The sequence below is a fragment of the Agrococcus sp. SGAir0287 genome, from assembly GCF_005484985.1.
In the GTDB taxonomy this organism is placed as follows: domain Bacteria; phylum Actinomycetota; class Actinomycetes; order Actinomycetales; family Microbacteriaceae; genus Agrococcus.
Genome location: NZ_CP027942.1, coordinates 883,064 through 899,879, shown reverse-complemented (window position 1 = coordinate 899,879; position 16,816 = coordinate 883,064). Strand labels below are relative to the sequence as shown.

18 protein-coding genes and 1 tRNA gene are annotated in these 16,816 nt (G+C 72.0%); 7 read left to right on the top strand and 12 right to left on the bottom strand.

What is annotated here, in order from left to right:
* Positions 1-28: 28 nt before the first annotated feature.
* The 3 genes from ilvN to ilvD are packed head-to-tail and all read right to left on the bottom strand — an operon-like array spanning position 29 to position 4,050.
* Entirely contained in the window at positions 29-538 is a 510-nt protein-coding gene (gene ilvN, locus C1N71_RS04190) for an acetolactate synthase small subunit (protein WP_137755266.1), read from the bottom strand.
* Positions 538-2,325 carry an acetolactate synthase large subunit gene (locus tag C1N71_RS04185; protein ID WP_137755265.1) on the bottom strand — a complete coding sequence of 596 codons (1,788 nt, stop codon included), beginning with the start codon at positions 2,323-2,325 and terminating at the stop codon, positions 538-540. The genes ilvN and C1N71_RS04185 overlap by 1 nt, the downstream gene beginning before the upstream one ends.
* A 33-nt stretch (positions 2,326-2,358) precedes the next feature.
* Complete coding sequence (gene ilvD / locus C1N71_RS04180) at positions 2,359-4,050, bottom strand: dihydroxy-acid dehydratase (protein WP_137755264.1); 1,692 nt, start codon at positions 4,048-4,050, stop codon at positions 2,359-2,361.
* 96 nt (positions 4,051-4,146) lie between these two features.
* On the opposite strand from ilvD, the gene C1N71_RS04175 reads away from it, so the two are divergent.
* From C1N71_RS04175 to C1N71_RS04155, 5 genes are all read left to right on the top strand, one after another.
* Positions 4,147-4,938 carry a sugar phosphate isomerase/epimerase family protein gene (locus C1N71_RS04175; protein ID WP_137755263.1) on the top strand — a complete coding sequence of 264 codons (792 nt, stop codon included), beginning with the start codon at positions 4,147-4,149 and terminating at the stop codon, positions 4,936-4,938.
* A gap of 81 nt (positions 4,939-5,019) precedes the next feature.
* Entirely contained in the window at positions 5,020-5,229 is a 210-nt protein-coding gene (locus C1N71_RS04170) for a hypothetical protein (RefSeq protein WP_137755262.1), read from the top strand.
* Positions 5,230-5,238: 9 nt separating this feature from the next.
* Positions 5,239-6,120 (top strand): carbohydrate kinase family protein, encoded by an 882-nt coding sequence (locus C1N71_RS04165; RefSeq protein ID WP_137755261.1) that lies wholly within the window; start codon positions 5,239-5,241, stop codon positions 6,118-6,120.
* Between the two features lie 83 nt (positions 6,121-6,203).
* Positions 6,204-7,427 (top strand): pyridoxal phosphate-dependent aminotransferase, encoded by a 1,224-nt coding sequence (locus C1N71_RS04160; protein ID WP_137755260.1) that lies wholly within the window; start codon positions 6,204-6,206, stop codon positions 7,425-7,427.
* 34 nt (positions 7,428-7,461) lie between these two features.
* Positions 7,462-7,917, top strand: a complete 456-nt coding sequence (locus tag C1N71_RS04155; RefSeq protein ID WP_137755259.1) for a hypothetical protein — start codon at positions 7,462-7,464, stop codon at positions 7,915-7,917.
* Between the two features lie 10 nt (positions 7,918-7,927).
* Here C1N71_RS04155 and C1N71_RS04150 read toward each other — a convergent pair whose 3' ends face one another.
* Together C1N71_RS04150 and C1N71_RS04140 are read right to left on the bottom strand one after the other, a co-directional pair.
* On the bottom strand, positions 7,928-8,809 hold the full coding sequence (locus tag C1N71_RS04150) for a hypothetical protein (RefSeq protein WP_137755258.1): 882 nt from the start codon (positions 8,807-8,809) through the stop codon (positions 7,928-7,930).
* Between the two features lie 294 nt (positions 8,810-9,103).
* Positions 9,104-9,179: transfer RNA gene (locus C1N71_RS04140), tRNA-Lys, on the bottom strand.
* Between the two features lie 75 nt (positions 9,180-9,254).
* On the opposite strand from C1N71_RS04140, the gene bcp reads away from it, so the two are divergent.
* The gene (gene bcp / locus C1N71_RS04135) at positions 9,255-9,734 is read left to right on the top strand and encodes a thioredoxin-dependent thiol peroxidase (protein WP_137755257.1); all 480 of its coding nucleotides are present in this window, start codon (positions 9,255-9,257) and stop codon (positions 9,732-9,734) included.
* A gap of 7 nt (positions 9,735-9,741) precedes the next feature.
* Here bcp and C1N71_RS04130 read toward each other — a convergent pair whose 3' ends face one another.
* From C1N71_RS04130 to C1N71_RS04115, 4 genes are read right to left on the bottom strand one after another with little or no spacing between them, the layout of a single operon-like run.
* Complete coding sequence (locus tag C1N71_RS04130; RefSeq protein ID WP_137755256.1) at positions 9,742-10,344, bottom strand: GNAT family N-acetyltransferase; 603 nt, start codon at positions 10,342-10,344, stop codon at positions 9,742-9,744.
* Positions 10,341-12,014: an ABC-F family ATP-binding cassette domain-containing protein gene (locus C1N71_RS04125; RefSeq protein WP_137755255.1), complete on the bottom strand. Its 1,674-nt coding sequence runs from the start codon at positions 12,012-12,014 to the stop codon at positions 10,341-10,343. Before C1N71_RS04125 ends, C1N71_RS04130 begins: the two co-directional genes overlap by 4 nt.
* Positions 12,011-12,475 (bottom strand): hypothetical protein, encoded by a 465-nt coding sequence (locus tag C1N71_RS04120; protein WP_137755254.1) that lies wholly within the window; start codon positions 12,473-12,475, stop codon positions 12,011-12,013. The genes C1N71_RS04125 and C1N71_RS04120 overlap by 4 nt, the downstream gene beginning before the upstream one ends.
* A complete protein-coding gene (locus tag C1N71_RS04115; protein ID WP_137755253.1) occupies positions 12,472-12,897 on the bottom strand; it encodes a hypothetical protein in 426 nt (141 codons plus the stop codon). Before C1N71_RS04115 ends, C1N71_RS04120 begins: the two co-directional genes overlap by 4 nt.
* A gap of 138 nt (positions 12,898-13,035) precedes the next feature.
* Here C1N71_RS04115 and C1N71_RS04110 point away from each other — a divergent pair, with 138 nt between their 5' ends.
* The gene (locus tag C1N71_RS04110; protein WP_092505597.1) at positions 13,036-13,284 is read left to right on the top strand and encodes a WhiB family transcriptional regulator; all 249 of its coding nucleotides are present in this window, start codon (positions 13,036-13,038) and stop codon (positions 13,282-13,284) included.
* Positions 13,285-13,366: 82 nt separating this feature from the next.
* Here the strand turns inward: C1N71_RS04110 and C1N71_RS04105 are convergent, their stop codons facing one another.
* The 3 genes from C1N71_RS04105 to C1N71_RS04095 are packed head-to-tail and all read right to left on the bottom strand — an operon-like array spanning position 13,367 to position 16,682.
* The gene (locus C1N71_RS04105) at positions 13,367-14,848 is read right to left on the bottom strand and encodes a sensor histidine kinase (protein WP_137755252.1); all 1,482 of its coding nucleotides are present in this window, start codon (positions 14,846-14,848) and stop codon (positions 13,367-13,369) included.
* Positions 14,849-14,853: 5 nt separating this feature from the next.
* Positions 14,854-16,083 carry an AAA family ATPase gene (locus tag C1N71_RS04100; protein ID WP_137755251.1) on the bottom strand — a complete coding sequence of 410 codons (1,230 nt, stop codon included), beginning with the start codon at positions 16,081-16,083 and terminating at the stop codon, positions 14,854-14,856.
* On the bottom strand, positions 16,080-16,682 hold the full coding sequence (locus C1N71_RS04095; protein ID WP_137755250.1) for an SAF domain-containing protein: 603 nt from the start codon (positions 16,680-16,682) through the stop codon (positions 16,080-16,082). The genes C1N71_RS04100 and C1N71_RS04095 overlap by 4 nt, the downstream gene beginning before the upstream one ends.
* Positions 16,683-16,816: the final 134 nt, after the last annotated feature.

Here is a 16,816-nt window from a genome sequence, read left to right as displayed (position 1 = left end):
TGGGTGTGCGATGGATGGATGCGGCGCGTCAGGCGCGCAGCACCCGCTCGGAGATCGACTTGCCGCCGCGGCCGATGGCGAGGAGGCCCGACTGGGCGATCTCCTTGATGCCGTACGGCTCGAGCAGGCGCAGCAGCGCCTGGCACTTCGCGGAGTCGCCGGTGACCTCGATGACGAGCGCGTCGGTCGTGACGTCGACGACGCGCGCGCGGAAGAGGTTCGTGGCCTCGAGGATCTGCGAGCGGGTCGCATGATCGACCTTGACCTTGATGAGCATGTGCTCACGCTGCACCGAGCCGGTGGGCTCGAGCTCGACGATCTTCACGACGTTGATGAGCTTGTTGAGCTGCTTCGTCACCTGCTCGAGCGGCAGGTCCTCCACGTCGACGACGACCGTGATCCGCGAGAGCCCGGGGATCTCGGTCTTGCCGACGGCGAGCGAGTCGATGTTGAAGCCGCGGCGGGCGAAGAGGCCGGCGACGCGGGTCAGCAGACCCGGCTTGTCCTCGACCAGGAGGGAGAGCACGTGCGTCGTCATCACTCGTCACCCCACTCCGGGCTGTGCTCCTTGGCGTACTGCACGAAGGAGTTGGACACGCCCTGCGGCACCATGGGCCACACCATCGAGTCCTTGGACACGATGAAGTCGATGACGACCGGGCGGTCGTTCGTCTCGAGGGCGAGCTGGATGGCCGCGTCGACCTCCTCGGGCTTCGTGACCCGGATGGCGAGGCAGCCGTACGCCTCCCCCAGCTTCACGAAGTCGGGGATCATGCGCGCGTCGTCGCCGGTCTCGAGGTCGGTGAAGGCGTAGCGGCCCTCGTAGAAGAGGTTCTGCCACTGCCGCACCATGCCGAGCGACGAGTTGTTGATGACGGCGACCTTGATGGGGATGTCGTTGAGCGCGCACGTCGCGAGCTCCTGGTTCGTCATCTGGAAGCAGCCGTCGCCGTCGATCGCCCAGACGACGCGGTCCGGCTCCGCGACCTTCGCGCCCATGGCGGCGGGCACGGCGTAGCCCATGGTGCCCGCGCCACCGGAGTTGAGCCACGCGTTGGGGCGCTCGTAGCGGATGAACTGGGCCGCCCACATCTGGTGCTGGCCGACGCCGGCGGCGAAGACGCCCTCGGGGCCCGTGAGCTCGCCGATGCGCTGGATGACGTGCTGCGGGGCGAGCTTCCCGTCGGTCGTCGGCGCGTAGCCGAGCGGGAAGCGCTCCTGCAGGCCGTGCAGCCGCTCCCACCAGTCGGTGAGGTCGGGCCGACCGCCGAGCACGGCGTCCTGGAAGGCGACGGACAGGTCGGAGGCGACGTCGCGCACGTCGCCCACGATCGGCACGTCCGCCGTGCGGATCTTGGAGATCTCGGCGGGGTCGACGTCGACGTGGATGACCTTGGCGCCGGGTGCGAACTCGGATGCCTTGCCGGTGACGCGGTCGTCGAAGCGCGCGCCGAGGGCGAGGATGAGGTCGGACTCCTGCAGCGCGAGCACGGCGGGCACCGTGCCGTGCATGCCGGGCATGCCGAGGTGCTGCGGGTGCGAGTCGGGGAAGGCGCCGCGGGCCATGAGCGTCGTGACGACGGGCGCGCCGATCGCCTCGGCGAGCTCGCGCACCTCCGCCGACGCGCGGGCGCGGATGACGCCGCCGCCGACGTAGAGCACGGGGCGCACCGACTGCGCGAGCAGCGCCGCCGCGGCCTGGATCTGCTTGCCGTGCGCCTTCGTGACCGGACGGTAGCCGGGCAGCTCGACGCGGTCGGGCCACACGAACGGCGCGGACTGCTGCTGCGCGTCCTTCGTGACGTCGACGAGCACGGGGCCGGGGCGGCCGGTGGAGGCGATGTGGAACGCCGCCTGCAGCACGCCGGGCACCTCCGCGGCGCTCGTCACGAGGAAGGAGTGCTTCGTGATGGGCATCGTGATGCCCGTGATGTCGGCCTCCTGGAAGGCGTCCGTGCCCATGAGGTGGCTGAAGACCTGGCCGGTGATCGCGACGAGCGGCACGGAGTCCATGTACGCGTCGGCGATCGCCGTGACGAGGTTCGTCGCGCCCGGTCCGCTCGTCGCGATCGCGACGCCGACCCTGTTCGACGCGGCGGCGTACCCCTCGGCGGCGTGCCCGGCGCCCTGCTCGTGGCGCACGAGCACGTGGCGCACGGCCGACTGCTGCATGAGCTCGTCGTAGAACGGGATGATGGCGCCGCCGGGCAGCCCGAAGACGTCGGTGACGCCGAGCAGCTCGAGCGAGCGCAGGATGGCCCCCGAGCCGGTGAGGACCTCAGGCCCCTGCACCCTCGGCGGCGTCGGACGTGGCGCGATGGTCATGGCGATCTCCTTGGCGACGCGTGTCGCGTGGCGTCAGCCCGTGACGGCTCCTTGCGCGGCGGAGCGCACGAGACGGGCGTACTTAGCGAGGACTCCCCGCGTGTAGCGCGGCGGAAGCGGCTCCCAGCCTGCTCGGCGGGATGCGAGCTCCTCGTCATCGACCTGGAGGTCGATGCGCTGAGCCGGGATGTCGACGCGAATGGTGTCGCCATCACGCACGAATGCCACGGGACCTGCGTCCACGGCCTCCGGCGCGATGTGTCCGATGCACAGGCCGGTTGTGCCGCCTGAGAATCGTCCGTCCGTCAACAGTAGTACATCCTTGCCGAGCCCTGCTCCCTTGATGGCGGCCGTGATGGCCAGCATCTCGCGCATGCCGGGTCCGCCCTTGGGTCCCTCGTAGCGGATGACGACGACGTCGCCCTTCTGGATCTCGCCGTTCGTCAGCGCATCCATCGCGGCGCGCTCGCGCTCGAACACGCGCGCGGGTCCTTCAAAGACCTCGGCGTCGAAGCCCGCCGTCTTCACGACGGCGCCCTCGGGCGCGAGCGAGCCGTGCAGCACCGTGAGGCCGCCGGTGGCGTGGATGGGGTCGTCGATCGCGCGCACGACCGTGCCGTCGAGCGGCGCCGGCGCGAGCTCGGCGAGGTTCTCGGCGACGGTCTTGCCGGTCACGGTGAGCGCGTCGCCGTGCAGCAGGCCCGCCTCGAGCAGCGCGGCCATGACGACGGGCATGCCGCCGACGCGGTCGAAGTCCTGCGCGACGAAGCGGCCGAACGGCTTCACGTCGGCGAGGTGCGGCGAGCGCGCGCCGATCTCGCGGAAGTCCTCGAGCGTCAGCTCGACGCCCGCCTCGTGCGCGATCGCGAGCAGGTGCAGCACGGCGTTCGTCGAGCCGCCGAGCACCATGGCGACGGTGATGGCGTTCTCGAACGCCTTGCGCGTGAGGATGTCGCGGGCGGTGATGCCGCGGCGCAGCAGCTCGACGACGGCCTCGCCCGAACGGTGCGCGTACATGTCGCGACGGCGGTCGGCCGACAGCGGCGTCGACGAGCCGGGCAGGCTCATGCCGAGCGCCTCCGCGACGCACGCCATGGTGTTGGCCGTGTACATGCCGCCGCACGCGCCCTCGCCGGGCGCGAATCCGCACTCGATGCGCTTGAGGTCCTCCTCGCTCATCGTGCCGGCCTTGCACGCGCCCACCGCCTCGAAGGAGTCGATGATCGTGAGCTCCTTCTCGGTGCCGTCCGAGAGCTTGACCCAGCCGGGAGCGATCGATCCGGCGTAGACGAAGACGGAGGCGAGGTCGAGGCGCGCCGCGGCCATGAGCATGCCGGGCAGCGACTTGTCGCAGCCGGCGAGCAGCACGGTGCCGTCGAGGCGCTCGGCCATGACGACGGTCTCGACGGAGTCGGCGATGACCTCGCGGCTCACGAGCGAGAAGTGCATGCCCTCGTGGCCCATCGAGATGCCATCCGAGACGGAGATGGTGCCGAACTGCAGGGGGTAGCCGCCACCGGCGTGCACACCCTCGCGCGTGCCCTGCGCGAGGCGATCGAGCGAGAGGTTGCAGGGCGTGATGTCGTTCCACGACGATGCGATGCCGATCTGGGGCTTCTCCCAGTCGTCGTCGCCCATGCCGACGGCGCGGAGCATGCCGCGGCTCGTCGTCGCCTCGATGCCGTCGGTGACCGCGCGCGAGCGCGGCTTGATGTCGATCGCCATGGAACCCGAGTCTAGGAGCGCCGCGAGCGCCGCACGGCATCCGCTCGACGCGTCCGCGTCACGCGTCCGACGCGCGAGGGCGCTAGCGTGACGCGAGTGATCCCCGTCGGACTCAGCACCATCAGCGTCTTCCCGCGCCCGCTCGAGGACGGCTTCCGCCTGTCGGCGGACTGCGGCTACGACGGCGTCGAGGTCATGGTGACGACGGATGCGCGCACCCGCGACGCCGACCGCCTGAAGGTGCTCGCGAAGGCGTACGACCAGCCGATCCTCGCCATCCACGCGCCCACGCTGCTGCTGACGTCGTTCGTGTGGGGCAACGACCACTTCGTGAAGCTCGAGCGCTCCGCGCAGCTCGCGGTCGACACGGGCGCCGAGACCGTCGTCGTGCATCCGCCGTTCCGCTGGCAGGGCAGGTACGCGGCGACGTTCGAGGAGTCGGTGCGCGCGACGGAGGACAAGTACGACGTCGCGATCGCCGTGGAGAACATGTTCCCGTGGCGCACGGGCGGCAAGGATCGCAAGGCGTACCTGCCGGGCATCGATCCGAGCCTCATGGACGTGCGGCACGCGACGCTCGACTTCTCGCACTGCGCGCTCGCCGGCCGCGACTCGCTCGAGCTCGCGAAGGACCTCGGCCCGCGGCTGCGCCACCTGCACCTCACCGACGGCATCGGCGGCAAGGACAACCGCACCTCAGACGAGCACCTCGTGCCCGGTCGCGGCAACGAGCCCGTCGCCGAGGTGCTGCAGATGCTCGCGAGCGACGGCTTCGACGGCCAGGTCATCGCCGAGATCAAGACGCGCGGCGTGCGCACCGAGAAGGACCGGCGCGCGCTCATCCAGGAGACCGTCGACTTCGCGCGCATGCATCTCGGCCAGGCCTGAGCGCACGGCGCCCCTAGCGTCCCCACGCCCGCGCCGCGAGCCCGATGCCGTCTTGGATGGCGCCCCGGTAGCGTGTGCTGCGTGCGCAAGTTCATCCTGAACCCTGGGGTCATCGCCGCCGTCGCGAGCGGCATCGGCGTCGCGAAGATGACCCGCGAGGGTCCCCGCGACTGGCGCCTCGGCCTGCTGTGGGCCTCGTGGGGCATCGGCGTCGCCCTCGCGGTCGGCGCCGTCGTCGACGAGGACAAGCGCGTGCGGGCGCAGGAGCTCGACCGCTCGCTGGGCCTCTAGGCGCATCTCGTGACTCGCATCGCCGTCGTCGGCGACGCGCTCGTCGACATCGTCGACGGTCGCACCGTGCCCGGTGGCGCGGCGCTCAACGTGGCCGTGGGCCTCGCCCGGCTCGGCGTCGACGTCGACCTCGTCGCGATGGTCGCGGACGACGAGCCCGGCCGGGCGCTCGTCCGGCATGCCGCGTCGCACGGCGTTCGGCTCGCGCGCACGCCCGCGCCGCTCGGCACCGCGACCGCCACCGCCACGCGCGACGGCGACACGATGCGCTACGTCTTCAACGAGGCGGGCGTGCGTCGCCACGTCGACGTCACGCCGCTCGTGCCGCTGCTCGACGCCGCCGACCTCGTCGTCGTCTCTTGCATGGCGCTCGACGATGCGAGCCAGGCCGGGCCGCTGCTGCGCATCGCGGACCCTGCCGCCAGGCTCGTCGTCGACCCGAACCCGCGTCCCGGCTACCTGCCGACGCCCGAGCACGTCGTGCGGTTCCGCGAGGCCGTCGAGCGCATCGCAGCGCAGGCGCGCCTCGTGAAGGTGGGCGACGAGGATGCCGAGCTCGTGTGGGGCACGGAGCCGCACACCGTCGCATCCCGACTGCTCGCGCTCGGCGCGCGCGGCGTGCTCGTGACCGAGGGCCCGGAGGGCGCGACGGCGTACGCGCACGCCACGAGCGTGCATGCGCCGATCCACGCGATGGCCGAGCCCATCGTCGACACGATCGGCGCCGGCGACGCGACGATCGCCGCGGTCTCGGCTGCGCTCGCGGAGGCCGAGATCACCGGCACCGAGGTGGGCGAGGAGTGGTGGCGCGACGTGCTCGACGACGCCATGGCCATCGCCGCCGCGACCTGCCGCGTCTCCGGCGGCCTGCTGCAGCTGCCGCCGCGCTGACCGCGTCCTCGCCTGTGGCCACCGGGCCGCGGAAGCGGCAGTGGCCGTGCGAGCGCGCACGGCGTGCGACCTAGCATGGAGCGATGGATCTCAAGTCGCTCGACCAGTCGTCGAAGCTCAAGCACGTCCTCTACGAGATCCGAGGGCCCGTGCACGCCGAGGCCGCTCGCCTCGAGGCCGAGGGTCACCGCATCCTGAAGCTGAACATCGGCAACCCGAAGCCGTTCGGGTTCGAGACACCCGAGACGATCGTGCAGGACATGATCGCCGAGATCCGCAACGCCGAGGGCTACTCGGAGTCGAAGGGCATCCTCTCGGCCCGCCGCGCCGTCGTCGCCCGCTACGAGGGCGTGGAGGGGTTCCCGCAGCTGACGGTCGACGACGTCTACCTCGGCAACGGCGTCTCCGAGCTCATCACGATCACGATGCAGGCGCTGCTCGACGAGGGCGACGAGGTGCTGATCCCCGCCCCCGACTACCCGCTGTGGACGGCGATGACGAGCCTCGGCGGCGGGACGCCCGTGCACTACCTGTGCGACGAGGCGAACGGCTGGCAGCCCGACCTCGCCGACCTCGAGGCGAAGATCACGCCGCGCACGAAGGCGCTCGTCGTCATCAACCCCAACAACCCCACGGGCGCCGTCTACTCGCCCGAGGTGCTGCGCGGCATCGTCGACCTCGCGCGCCGGCACTCGCTGCTGCTGCTCGCCGACGAGATCTACGACCGCATCCTCTACGACGACGCGCGGCACACGTCGATCGCGTCGCTCGCACCCGACCTGCTCTGCGTCACGTACAACGGCCTGTCGAAGACGTACCGCGCCGCGGGCTTCCGAGCGGGATGGATGGTGATCTCCGGCCCGAAGCATCACGCGCGCGGCTTCCTGCAGGGCATCGACCTGCTCGCCTCGACGAGGCTGTGCCCCAACGTGCCCTCGCAGTACGGCATCCAGACGGCCCTCACGGGGCACCAGTCGATCGAGGACCTCATCGCGCCCGGCGGGCGCCTCCTCGAGCAGCGCGACGCGACCGTCGCGGGCCTGCGGTCGATCCCCGGCGTGTCGGTCGTCGCACCGATGGGGGCGCTCTACGTCTTCCCGCGGCTCGACCCCGAGGTGCACGCCATCCACGACGACCAGCAGCTCGTGCTCGACCTGCTGCTGCGCGAGAAGATCCTCGTGGTGCAGGGATCGGGCTTCAACTGGCCCGCGCCCGACCACTTCCGCATCGTGACGCTGCCGCACGCCGACGACCTCGAGGTCGCCGTCGAGCGCATCGGGAACTTCCTGGCCTCCTACCGGCAGTAGTTGTTCCAGGTGACGCAAGGGCGCGAGGAAGATCGTGGATGACTGGATCTGGTCTGCACTGACCGCGCTCGCAGCCGGGCTAGTGGGCGCAGCAGTGAGCATTTTCGTGGCTCTCCGAGACGTTCGCTTTCGTGCGGTGCTGGAGCAGCGACAGTTGTGGCGCGAAGCACTGAGGACTGATCTGCCCTTCCTGCTCACGACTAGGTCTGGTCGTGAGCGTCGAAGGCTTCGCGAGGCGATCTTCCTTCGCCTCAATCCATACAAAGACCAATCCTTGCTGCGTGCCATCGACGACTTCCTCGATGAGCCCTCATCCACGAACAGCCAGCGCGTGACCCAGCACGCGCAGGCGATGCTGAAACACGACTGGGAGCGCGCAAAGCTCGAAACTCGGTTCTGGGCGCCATTGTCTTCGGGCTGGGCGGACCTACGGATAGCTCGTCAGCGACGCAAATACGGCGAGTACGAGCGTTCCCGGCGTGGACAGTAAGCGGCGCGGCTCAGCCAAGGCCGCAGGAGGCTGCGACGTAGGCGAGCAGCGCATCGCGCGTCGCGTCGTCGCTCGGCAGCTGCAGGGTGCGCTCGACGCCGTCGAGCACGACCTGGAAGACGAAGATCGTGCCCTGCTTGTCCTCGGCGATCGCGTGGGCGTCGCAGCGGCCGGGCCGCACGGCGAAGGCGATGGTCTGCGCGCCGCCGTCGGGCTCGATCGTCACGTCGAGCGGCACCTCGGTCGTGCGCTGCCCGGCGGCGTCCACGAGCGCCAGCAGCACCGTCGGCTCGACGGAGCGCACCTCGAGGGCCCCATCCCCCGTCGGCGTGAGGCGCAGCGAGACGGTCGCGTCGGCGCCGAGCGCGGGGTCGGGCACCGCGATCGGCAGCCATGCGACGTCGACGACGCGCTCGACGGCGAGGCGCGTGCACGGCGCGTCGGTGAGCGTGGGGATCTGGTCGTACGGGTCGCCGGGGTCGAGGCGCACCTCGGTGCCGTCGGCGAGGACGACGACGACCTCGTCGACGATCGGACCCGTGGCGCACGTCGGCTGGGGCAGCGTGCCGCGGAGGGCGCGGGATGCGCCGGCGGGGATCGTCGAGTCGTCCCCGCCGACGAGCGGCTCGACGAGCGCCGAGGATCGGTACTCGGCATGATCGACGACGACTTCCTCGTCCGAGTCGTTCGTCACGACGATGGCGACGACGCCGTCGCGCACGTCGCCGCGACCCTGCACGATCTCGGCGCTGAGCGCGGGCGGTGCCCCGCTCGTGCTACCCGGGTCCGCCTCGCCGCCTCCCGCCCCTGCGCTCGCGCACCCCGCGAGGACGAGCACCATGGCCGCGGCGAGCGCGCCGATGCCCCGGCTCCCGCTCCCACGTCCGCTCATGCTCATCCTGCGCACCCATTCAGCATCCGACAGATCTGAGGTTCTCGGCCGAATGTGACCTCACATCCGGCCGAGAACCTCACATCTGCTTGGCGACGCACAGAGTCGACCGCGCTGCCGAGCCGAGATGGAGCGGAGTCGCCAGAAGGGCCTCATCGTGATCGACGAGGCCCTTCTCGGTGGTACACCCCCCCGGGACTCGAACCCGGAACCAATCGATGAAGAGTCGACCGCGCTGCCGAGCCGAGATGGAGACGCAGAAGAGGCCCCGTCGTGATGACGGAGCCTCTTCGGTGGTACACCCCCCGGGACTCGAACCCGGAACCAATTGATTAAGAGTCAACTGCTCTGCCAATTGAGCTAGAGGTGCTCGGCGCATCGCTGCGAACCGAGGAATCACTTTACCACGATGCGAGCCGCGTGTCGGACCGGGAAGGATGGAGGCATGCCTCTCGCAGTCGGCGACCTCGCCCCGGACTTCGTCCTCCCCGCCCACGACGGCTCGCACGTGCGCCTGTCCGACCTCCGCGGGCAGCGCGTCATCCTCTGGTTCTACCCCGAGGCCATGTCGCCGGGCTGCACGCAGCAGGCGTGCGGCTTCCGGGACGCGATCGAGCCGCTGGCCGCCGAGGGGCTCACGGTGCTCGGCATCTCCCGCGACGCGGTCGAGCGCCTCGCGCGCTTCGCCGAGCGCGACGCCATCCCGTTCCCGCTGCTGAGCGACGAGGACCTGCAGGTGCATCTCGCCTACGACACGTTCGGCGAGAAGCAGCTGTACGGGCGGACGGTGCAGGGCGTGCGGCGCACGACGCTCGTCGTCGACGCCGACGGCCGCATCGAGCATGCCTTCTACAACACGAAGGCGAAGGGCCACGTCGAGATGCTGCGCAAGCGGCTCGGCTTCGCCGCCCCGGCAGCGGGCTGACGCGCCGTCAGGCGTCGATCGGGCGAACCATGGTGGTCGTGCCGAGCGTGGCGTCGCCCGTCGCGGCGCGCAACCACGCGGGATGCGCTCGCAGCACTTCGCGCCAGCCGTCCGCTCGATAGCGGCGCAGCGCCGCGGGATTGAGGTCGACGACCTCGAGGCACGGATGCCGCCCGGCACCCTGGACGTCCGCCACCACGGTGGCGAGGAGTCGCGATGCGAGCCCCATCCCGCGCAGCTCCGGCGCGAGGAACAGCGACGAGACCCAGGCGAGCTCGTCGACGCCGCAGCCGTGCGCGGCGGCGCACGCCTCCGCCGCGGTCGTCAGGCGTCCCGTCGGGTCGACGCCGCGATCGTCGCTCGCGGCCACGGTCGGCACCCAGCACGCGTGCCCGAGCGCACGCCCATCGAGCTCGACCGTCCATGCGCCGGCGGCGTCGTGCGCGTGCAGGAACTCCTCGACCGGGAACGGCAGCGAGTCCCGCACGGGGTAGCGCGTCTGCGGCTGCTGCGCCCAGAGCACGTCGACGAGCGGCGCGACGTCCTCGTCCCGTCGGCGCCGGATCGTGGCGTCCTGCGTGCGGTGCGCCGCGTCGAGGGCAGCCGTCATCGCTCGCTCACGATGCCGTGCTCGACGTGCCAGCGACGGTCGACGCGCACGGCGTCGAGCATGCGGCGATCGTGGGTCACGAGCAGCAGCGTGCCGGCGTACGACTCCAGCGCCTGCTCGAGCTGCTCGATCGCGGGCAGGTCGAGATGGTTCGTCGGCTCGTCGAGCACGAGCACGTTGACGCCTCGCGCCTGCAGCAGCGCGAGGCCCGCGCGCGTGCGCTCGCCCGGCGAGAGCTCGTCGACGGGGCGGCCGACGTGGTCGGCGCGCAGGCCGAACTTCGCCAGCAGCGTCCGCACGTCCGACTGCGACCAGTCGGGCACCTGCCGCTCGAACGCGTCCGCGAGCGGCGTCGTGCCCGCGAGGACGGCGCGCGCCTGGTCGATCTCTCCGACCGCGATGGATGCGCCGAGGCTCGCGGAGCCCTCGTCGGGTGCCTGCCTGCCCAGCAGCAGGCGCAGCAGGGTCGACTTGCCCGCACCGTTCGGTCCCGTGATGCCGATGCGGTCGCCCGCGCGGACCTCGAGCGAGAGCGGTCCGAGCACGAAGCCGCCGTCGTCGCCGTGCCGCACGACCGCGCCCGACAGGGTCGAGACGACGCTCGAGCCGCGGGGCGCCGCGGCGATCGCGAGCTCGAGCCGCCACTCCTTGCGCGGCTCCTCGACCTCCTCGAGCCGCGCGATGCGCGACTCCATCTGCCGCACCTTCTGCGCCTGCTTCTCGCTCGACTCCGTCATCGCCCTGCGACGGTTCTTGTCGTTGTCGGGCGCCTTGCGCATCGCGTTGCGCACGCCCTGGCTCGACCATTCGCGCTGCGTGCGCGCGCGGGCGACGAGGTCGGCCTTCTTCTCGGCGAACTCGTCGTACGCCTCGCGCGCATGCCGCCTCGCGGTGGCGCGCTCCTCCAGGAACGCCTCGTAGCCACCGCCGTAGACGCGGTTCGTCGACTGCGCGAGGTCGAGCTCCAGCACCGTCGTGACGCAGCGCGCGAGGAACTCGCGGTCGTGGCTCACGAGCACGATGCCGCCGCGCTGCTCGGCGACGAACCGCTCGAGCCGCTCGAGGCCGTCGAGGTCGAGGTCGTTCGTCGGCTCGTCGAGCAGCGCCACGTCGAACCGCGACAGCAGCAGCGCGGCGAGCCCGACGCGTGCGGCCTGTCCGCCGCTCAGGGAGGTCATGGCCGAGTCGGGGCCCACCGCGCCTGCCGCACCGAGCCCGAGGTCGGCGAGCACCTCCGGGAGGCGTTCGTCGAGGTCCGCGGCGCCGGACGCGAGCCAGCGCTCCAGTGCCACCGCATACGCCTCCGAGGGGTCGCGGCCGTCGGCACGGGGGCCCGAGTCGGCGAGCGCCGCCGCCGCGGCGTCCATCTCGGCCGTCGCCTGGGCGCAGCCGGTGCGGCGCGCGACGTGCTGGGCCACCGTCTCGCCGGGCACCCGCTCGTGCTCCTGCGGCAGCCAGCCGACGAACGCGTCCGAGGGGTCGGTCATGACCGTACCCGCCTGCGGCGCGTCGACGCCGGCGAGGATGCGCAGCAGCGTCGACTTGCCGGCGCCGTTGGCGCCGACGACGCCGACGACGTCGCCCGGCGCCACCGTGAGGTCGAGGCCGGAGAAGAGGGTGCGGTGGCCGTGTCCACCGGCGAGATCCTTCGCGACGAGACGCGCGCTCATCGCACGAGCTCCACCGCGGGCTCGGTCGCCTCGAACGAGTCCCACATCGTCACGGAGGACCATGCGATCGGCGCATCGGCGTAGATGGGCTCGACGACGTCCCACATCGCCTCGTGGTCGAGGCCGTAGAAGAAGACGTCGTAGACGACGCCGTCGGATCCGTTGCCGTCCAGGTAGCCGACGCCGGCGTCGACGAGCGCGACGCCCGCCTCCATCTCGAGCGTCGTGAGCGCCTCCCAGGCGGCCTCGTCGTCGGCAGCCGGCACGTCGGTGAAGGTCATGACGATCGAGGCGTCGCCCTGCACCTCCTCCGGGACGTCGTCCCAGTACTCGGCGAGCTCGTCGCCGTCGGCGAGATGCGCCGTCGGGATCGTCTGCTGCGGCGGCAGGAGCACGCAGCCGGAGAGCGCAGCGGCGGCGAGCATCGTGGTCGCGAGGGCCGCGGCGAGGCGCGCGCTCATCCGGCGTCGCCGTCGAGCTTCTCCTGCCGCTCCCGCGCGAGCCACTCGCGCGTGGGCTTCCGGAAGACGAGGATGAGCGCGGTGAGGGCGGGCACGAACATCGCGAGCGCGAGCGGCACGGGACCCTCTGCGCCGTTGAAGGTGCCGAATGCGATGCCCATCTGCAGCACCTGCCAGACGACCACGGCCGCGCGCGACCAGGAGCGGCCGTCGAGCACGCCGCGGCCCGCCTGCAGCAGGAAGAACGACAGGCCCACGAGGCACGCGCCCCAGAAGAGCCCCGCCGTCACCTCGCGCGCATCGGTGCCGATCACGGTGACGACCGACCAGATCGCCACGCCGAGGATCGCGACCGCCTCGACGAACACGATGACGGCCAGGATCGCCGCGGCGCGCGGCCGTTCGCTCAGCGCTGCATCCATCGAACCTCTTGCCCTGGTCTCGGCCGGTGTGGGAGCATTGCTCCTTGGGTCGCTGGCGACGACGCCGCCCCATCTGAGTCTTCGCGTGCTCGCCTGCACGCATGGAACCTCTCACCTCACATTACAAGGAGTGCCCCTATGGATTGGCGCGACGACGCCGCATGCCTGACGGTCGACCCGGAGCTGTTCTTCCCGATCGGCAACACGGGTCCTGCGATCGACCAGATCGAGAAGGCCAAGACCGTCTGCGCTCGCTGCCCCGTGACGGAGCAGTGCCTGCAGTACGCCCTCGAGACCAACCAGGACTCGGGCGTGTGGGGCGGTCTCAGCGAGGACGAGCGCCGCGCGCTCAAGCGTCGCGCCGCACGCGCGCGCCGCGCCAGCTGAGCCCAGCCGCTCGAACGACCGACGGGTCGGCCCCACGGGGCCGGCCCGTCGTCGCGTTCCCGGGGGCGCCCGCCGGGCGACGTCAGTCGCGGTCGAGGAAGCGCAGCGGCACCTGGATCGTGACCTCCGTGCCCTGATCGACGCGCTGGCCCCAGTCGATCGCGCCCGAGAGCTCGCCCGTGATGAGCGTCTTCACGATCTGCGTGCCGAGCCCGGATCCCACGCGACCGGCGGGCAGGCCCGAGCCGTTGTCGCAGACGCGCACCGTGAGGGTGTCGTCGTCGCGGTCGGCGTTGATGCGCACGAGGCCGTCCTGCCTGCCCTCGAGCCCGTGCTCGACGGCGTTCGTGACGAGCTCCGTGAGGGCGAGCGCGAGCGGCGTCGCGTAGGCGGAGGGCAGCACGCCGAAGGACCCGCGGCGCTCCGTGCGCACCTGCGCGTGATGGATCGAGGCGACCTCGCTCGTGAGCTTGAGCGTGCGGTCGAAGACGGCGTCGAAGTCGACCGACTGGCTGAGCCCCTCCGAGAGCGTGTCGTGCACGACCGCGATCGACGCGACGCGGCGCTCGGCGTTCACGAGCGCCTGCTGCGCCTCCTCGGAGTGCGTGCGACGCGCCTGGATGCGCAGCAGCGCCGCGACGGTCTGCAGGTTGTTCTTCACGCGATGGTGGATCTCGCGGATCGTCGCGTCCTTCGTGATGAGCGACTGCTCCTGGTGCCGCAGCTCGGTGACGTCGCGCGCGAGCACGATCGCGCCGATGCGCTCGCCGTCGCGCCGCAGCGGCACGGCGCGCAAGGAGATCGTCACCGCATGCGTCTCGATGTCGGTGCGCCACGGCGCGCGTCCGGTCACGACGAGCGGCAGCGTCTCGTCGACGTCGTGCGACTCGTCGATGACCTCGGTCGTGACCTCGGCGAGCGAGCGCCCCTCGAGCTCCTCGCGGAAGCCGAGGCGCACGAAGGCCGAGAGCGCGTTGGGGCTCGCGAACGTCACCGTGCCGGCGCTGTCGAGCCGGATGAGGCCGTCGGATGCACGCGGCGCGCCGCGGCGCGGACCGGTCGGCGCCGACTCGTCCGGGTAGTCGCCGACCGTCATCATGCCGAGCAGGTCGTCGGCGCACTGCTTGAACGTGAGCTCCTGCCTGCTTGGCGTGCGCTCGGCGACGTTCGAGTGCGTCGTGATGACGGCGACGGTCACGAGCTCCTCGCCGACGCGGCGCGCGACGGGCACGGCGCGCACGCGGGTGTCGCCGTCGGTGCCCGGCTCGGGGTGCGTCGCCTCGACGATGCGATGCGAGCGGTAGGCGTCGTCGATCTGGCTGCGCCATGCGTTCCGCACCGGCTGGCCGATGAAGTCGCGGTAGAAGAGCGTGCCGGACGACGAGGGGCGCGCATGCGAGAGAGCTACGAAGCCGTCGGGGCCCTCGGTGGGCAGCCACAGCACGACGTCGGCGAACGCGAGGTCGGCGATGAGCTGCCAGTCCCCCACGAGCCGGTGGAACCAGGGCACGTCGGGGGCCCCGGGGCGGGCGTGCTGCTCGACGAGCGTCGCGAGGGTCGTCACCTGCGTCAGCGTAGTGCGAACCGCATCCCTCGCCTGCGCGCGCCCCGTGCGGCGGCGCGCGCAGCCGTACGCGTCGGCTGCGCGGGCAGCAGGTCGACGGCGGTCGCCTGCATCGCCCGCCGCAGTCGCGAGCGCCCAGCGACCTCGATGAGCGGGCGAGCCGACAGCAGCGCGGCGTCGACGGCGCCCTGGTCGAGCGGCCACTGCGCGCTCGGCGCGATGCCGCCGAAGCGCTGCAGCGTCTGCGCGACGCTCGTGGCGGGTGCGAGCCCGGCGCCGCCGGTGCGCACCTTGTTCACGACCACGGCGATGCGGTCCGACGGCACGACGTCGACGAGGTCAGGGTACGCGCGCAGCAGCCGCGTCATGCCGATGGGGTCGCCGCTCGCGACGGCGACCACGCGGTCGGCGGCGCGCAACGCCGCGATGGTGGCGGCGTTGCGGCGCGGCCCGAAGACGTCGCTGGAGATCTCCTCGTCGCGCTCGAGGCTCGACGCGACGTCGACGATCGTCCAGTCCACCCAGTCGCGGCAGGCGTCGAGCACGCCTGCGACGCGATCCGCCGCGAGCTCGGGCCAGCGCCCGGCCCGCGTGATGCCCGTGAGCACCTGCACGTCGCCGAGCGCGGTCTGCAGCGTCTGCGCGACGCGTCCGAGCTCGTCGACCGTGAGGCTGCCGGTGCGCACGAGTCGCGCGGCGGCGGCGAACCCCGGCGCCTCGTCGAGCAACCCGAGCGCCGGCGCGATGGATGCGGCATGGCTGTCGGCGTCGACGAGCGCGACCCGCTGGCCGCGAGCGGCGAGCTCGGTCGCGAGCCCGATGGCCGCCGTGGTACAACCGGGTGCGCCCGCCGGTCCCCATACCGTGAGCACGCGCCCCCGCGGCCGCTGCTCGCGGCTCGCGTGCGGCGAGACGATCGCCCATTCGATCGCCGGGAAGCCGTCGGCGAAGCGCACCGACTCGACGCCGAATGCACGCGCCGCGCCCGCGTCCGCGGCGTCGTCGACGACGGCGAGCACGCGCACGCCCCTGGCGTCGCATGCGCGCACGAGCTCGCCGTCGAGGTGCGGCGCCGTCGGCGACACCAGCACGGCGTCGACCTCGACGTGCGCGAGCCGCTCGACGAGCTCGCTCGCCCGCGCGGCACGGACGGCGACGCGGTGCCCGTGCCGCCTGGCGAGCTCCGCGAGCGCGTCCTCGCGCTCGAGCGGCGCCGAGATCGCGAAGGTCGTCACGGCGTCACCGCGGTCGCGACGGGCACGACGTGGACGGCGTGCGCGTTGGCGACGGCGTCGAGCACGCCCGCGACATCCTCGCGCGGCACGAGCACCTCGAGCCGCACCGCGTCGTCGGCGATGATGCCGTCGTCCTCCACGAGGCCCACGACGATCGCGTCGGCCACGAGCACCGTCGCAGCCTCGAACGCACCCTGCTCGCCCGGCGGCGCCGCCCACACGTCGACGACGCTGCCCTCCGCGACGCTCGAGGCGAGGCCCCCGTCGAGCGCGAGCACGACGGTCGCGAGGTCGACGGACTCGGGATCGCCGAGCGCGGTCAGCGGCAGCGCCTCGCCCGCACCGACGGGCGAGACGACGACGAGGCCCTCGGGCGTCGCCGCGGCGGACAGGTACGCGTCGGTCGCGCCCTCCATGCGCAGCTCGGTCGCCACGACGTCGTCGGCACCGATGACGTCGCCGGGCAGCAGCGTCTCGCTCGCGACCCACACCGTCGTCGAGCGGCTCGTCGACTGGACGAGGAGCCACACCCCGACGATCGACGCCACCACGAGGGCGGCTCCGATCGCGAGCCGCGGGTCGAGCCATGCGCGTCGCATCCGATTCCTCCTGCCGTCGAGCGCACCCGGGTGGGTGCGTGCAGGTACCGTGCCAGAGCGCGGCCGACGCCCGTCGCGGCTGTCCACAGCCGACGCGCTCTCCACAACCCCCGATCCCGCCCAGCGCGTCGAGG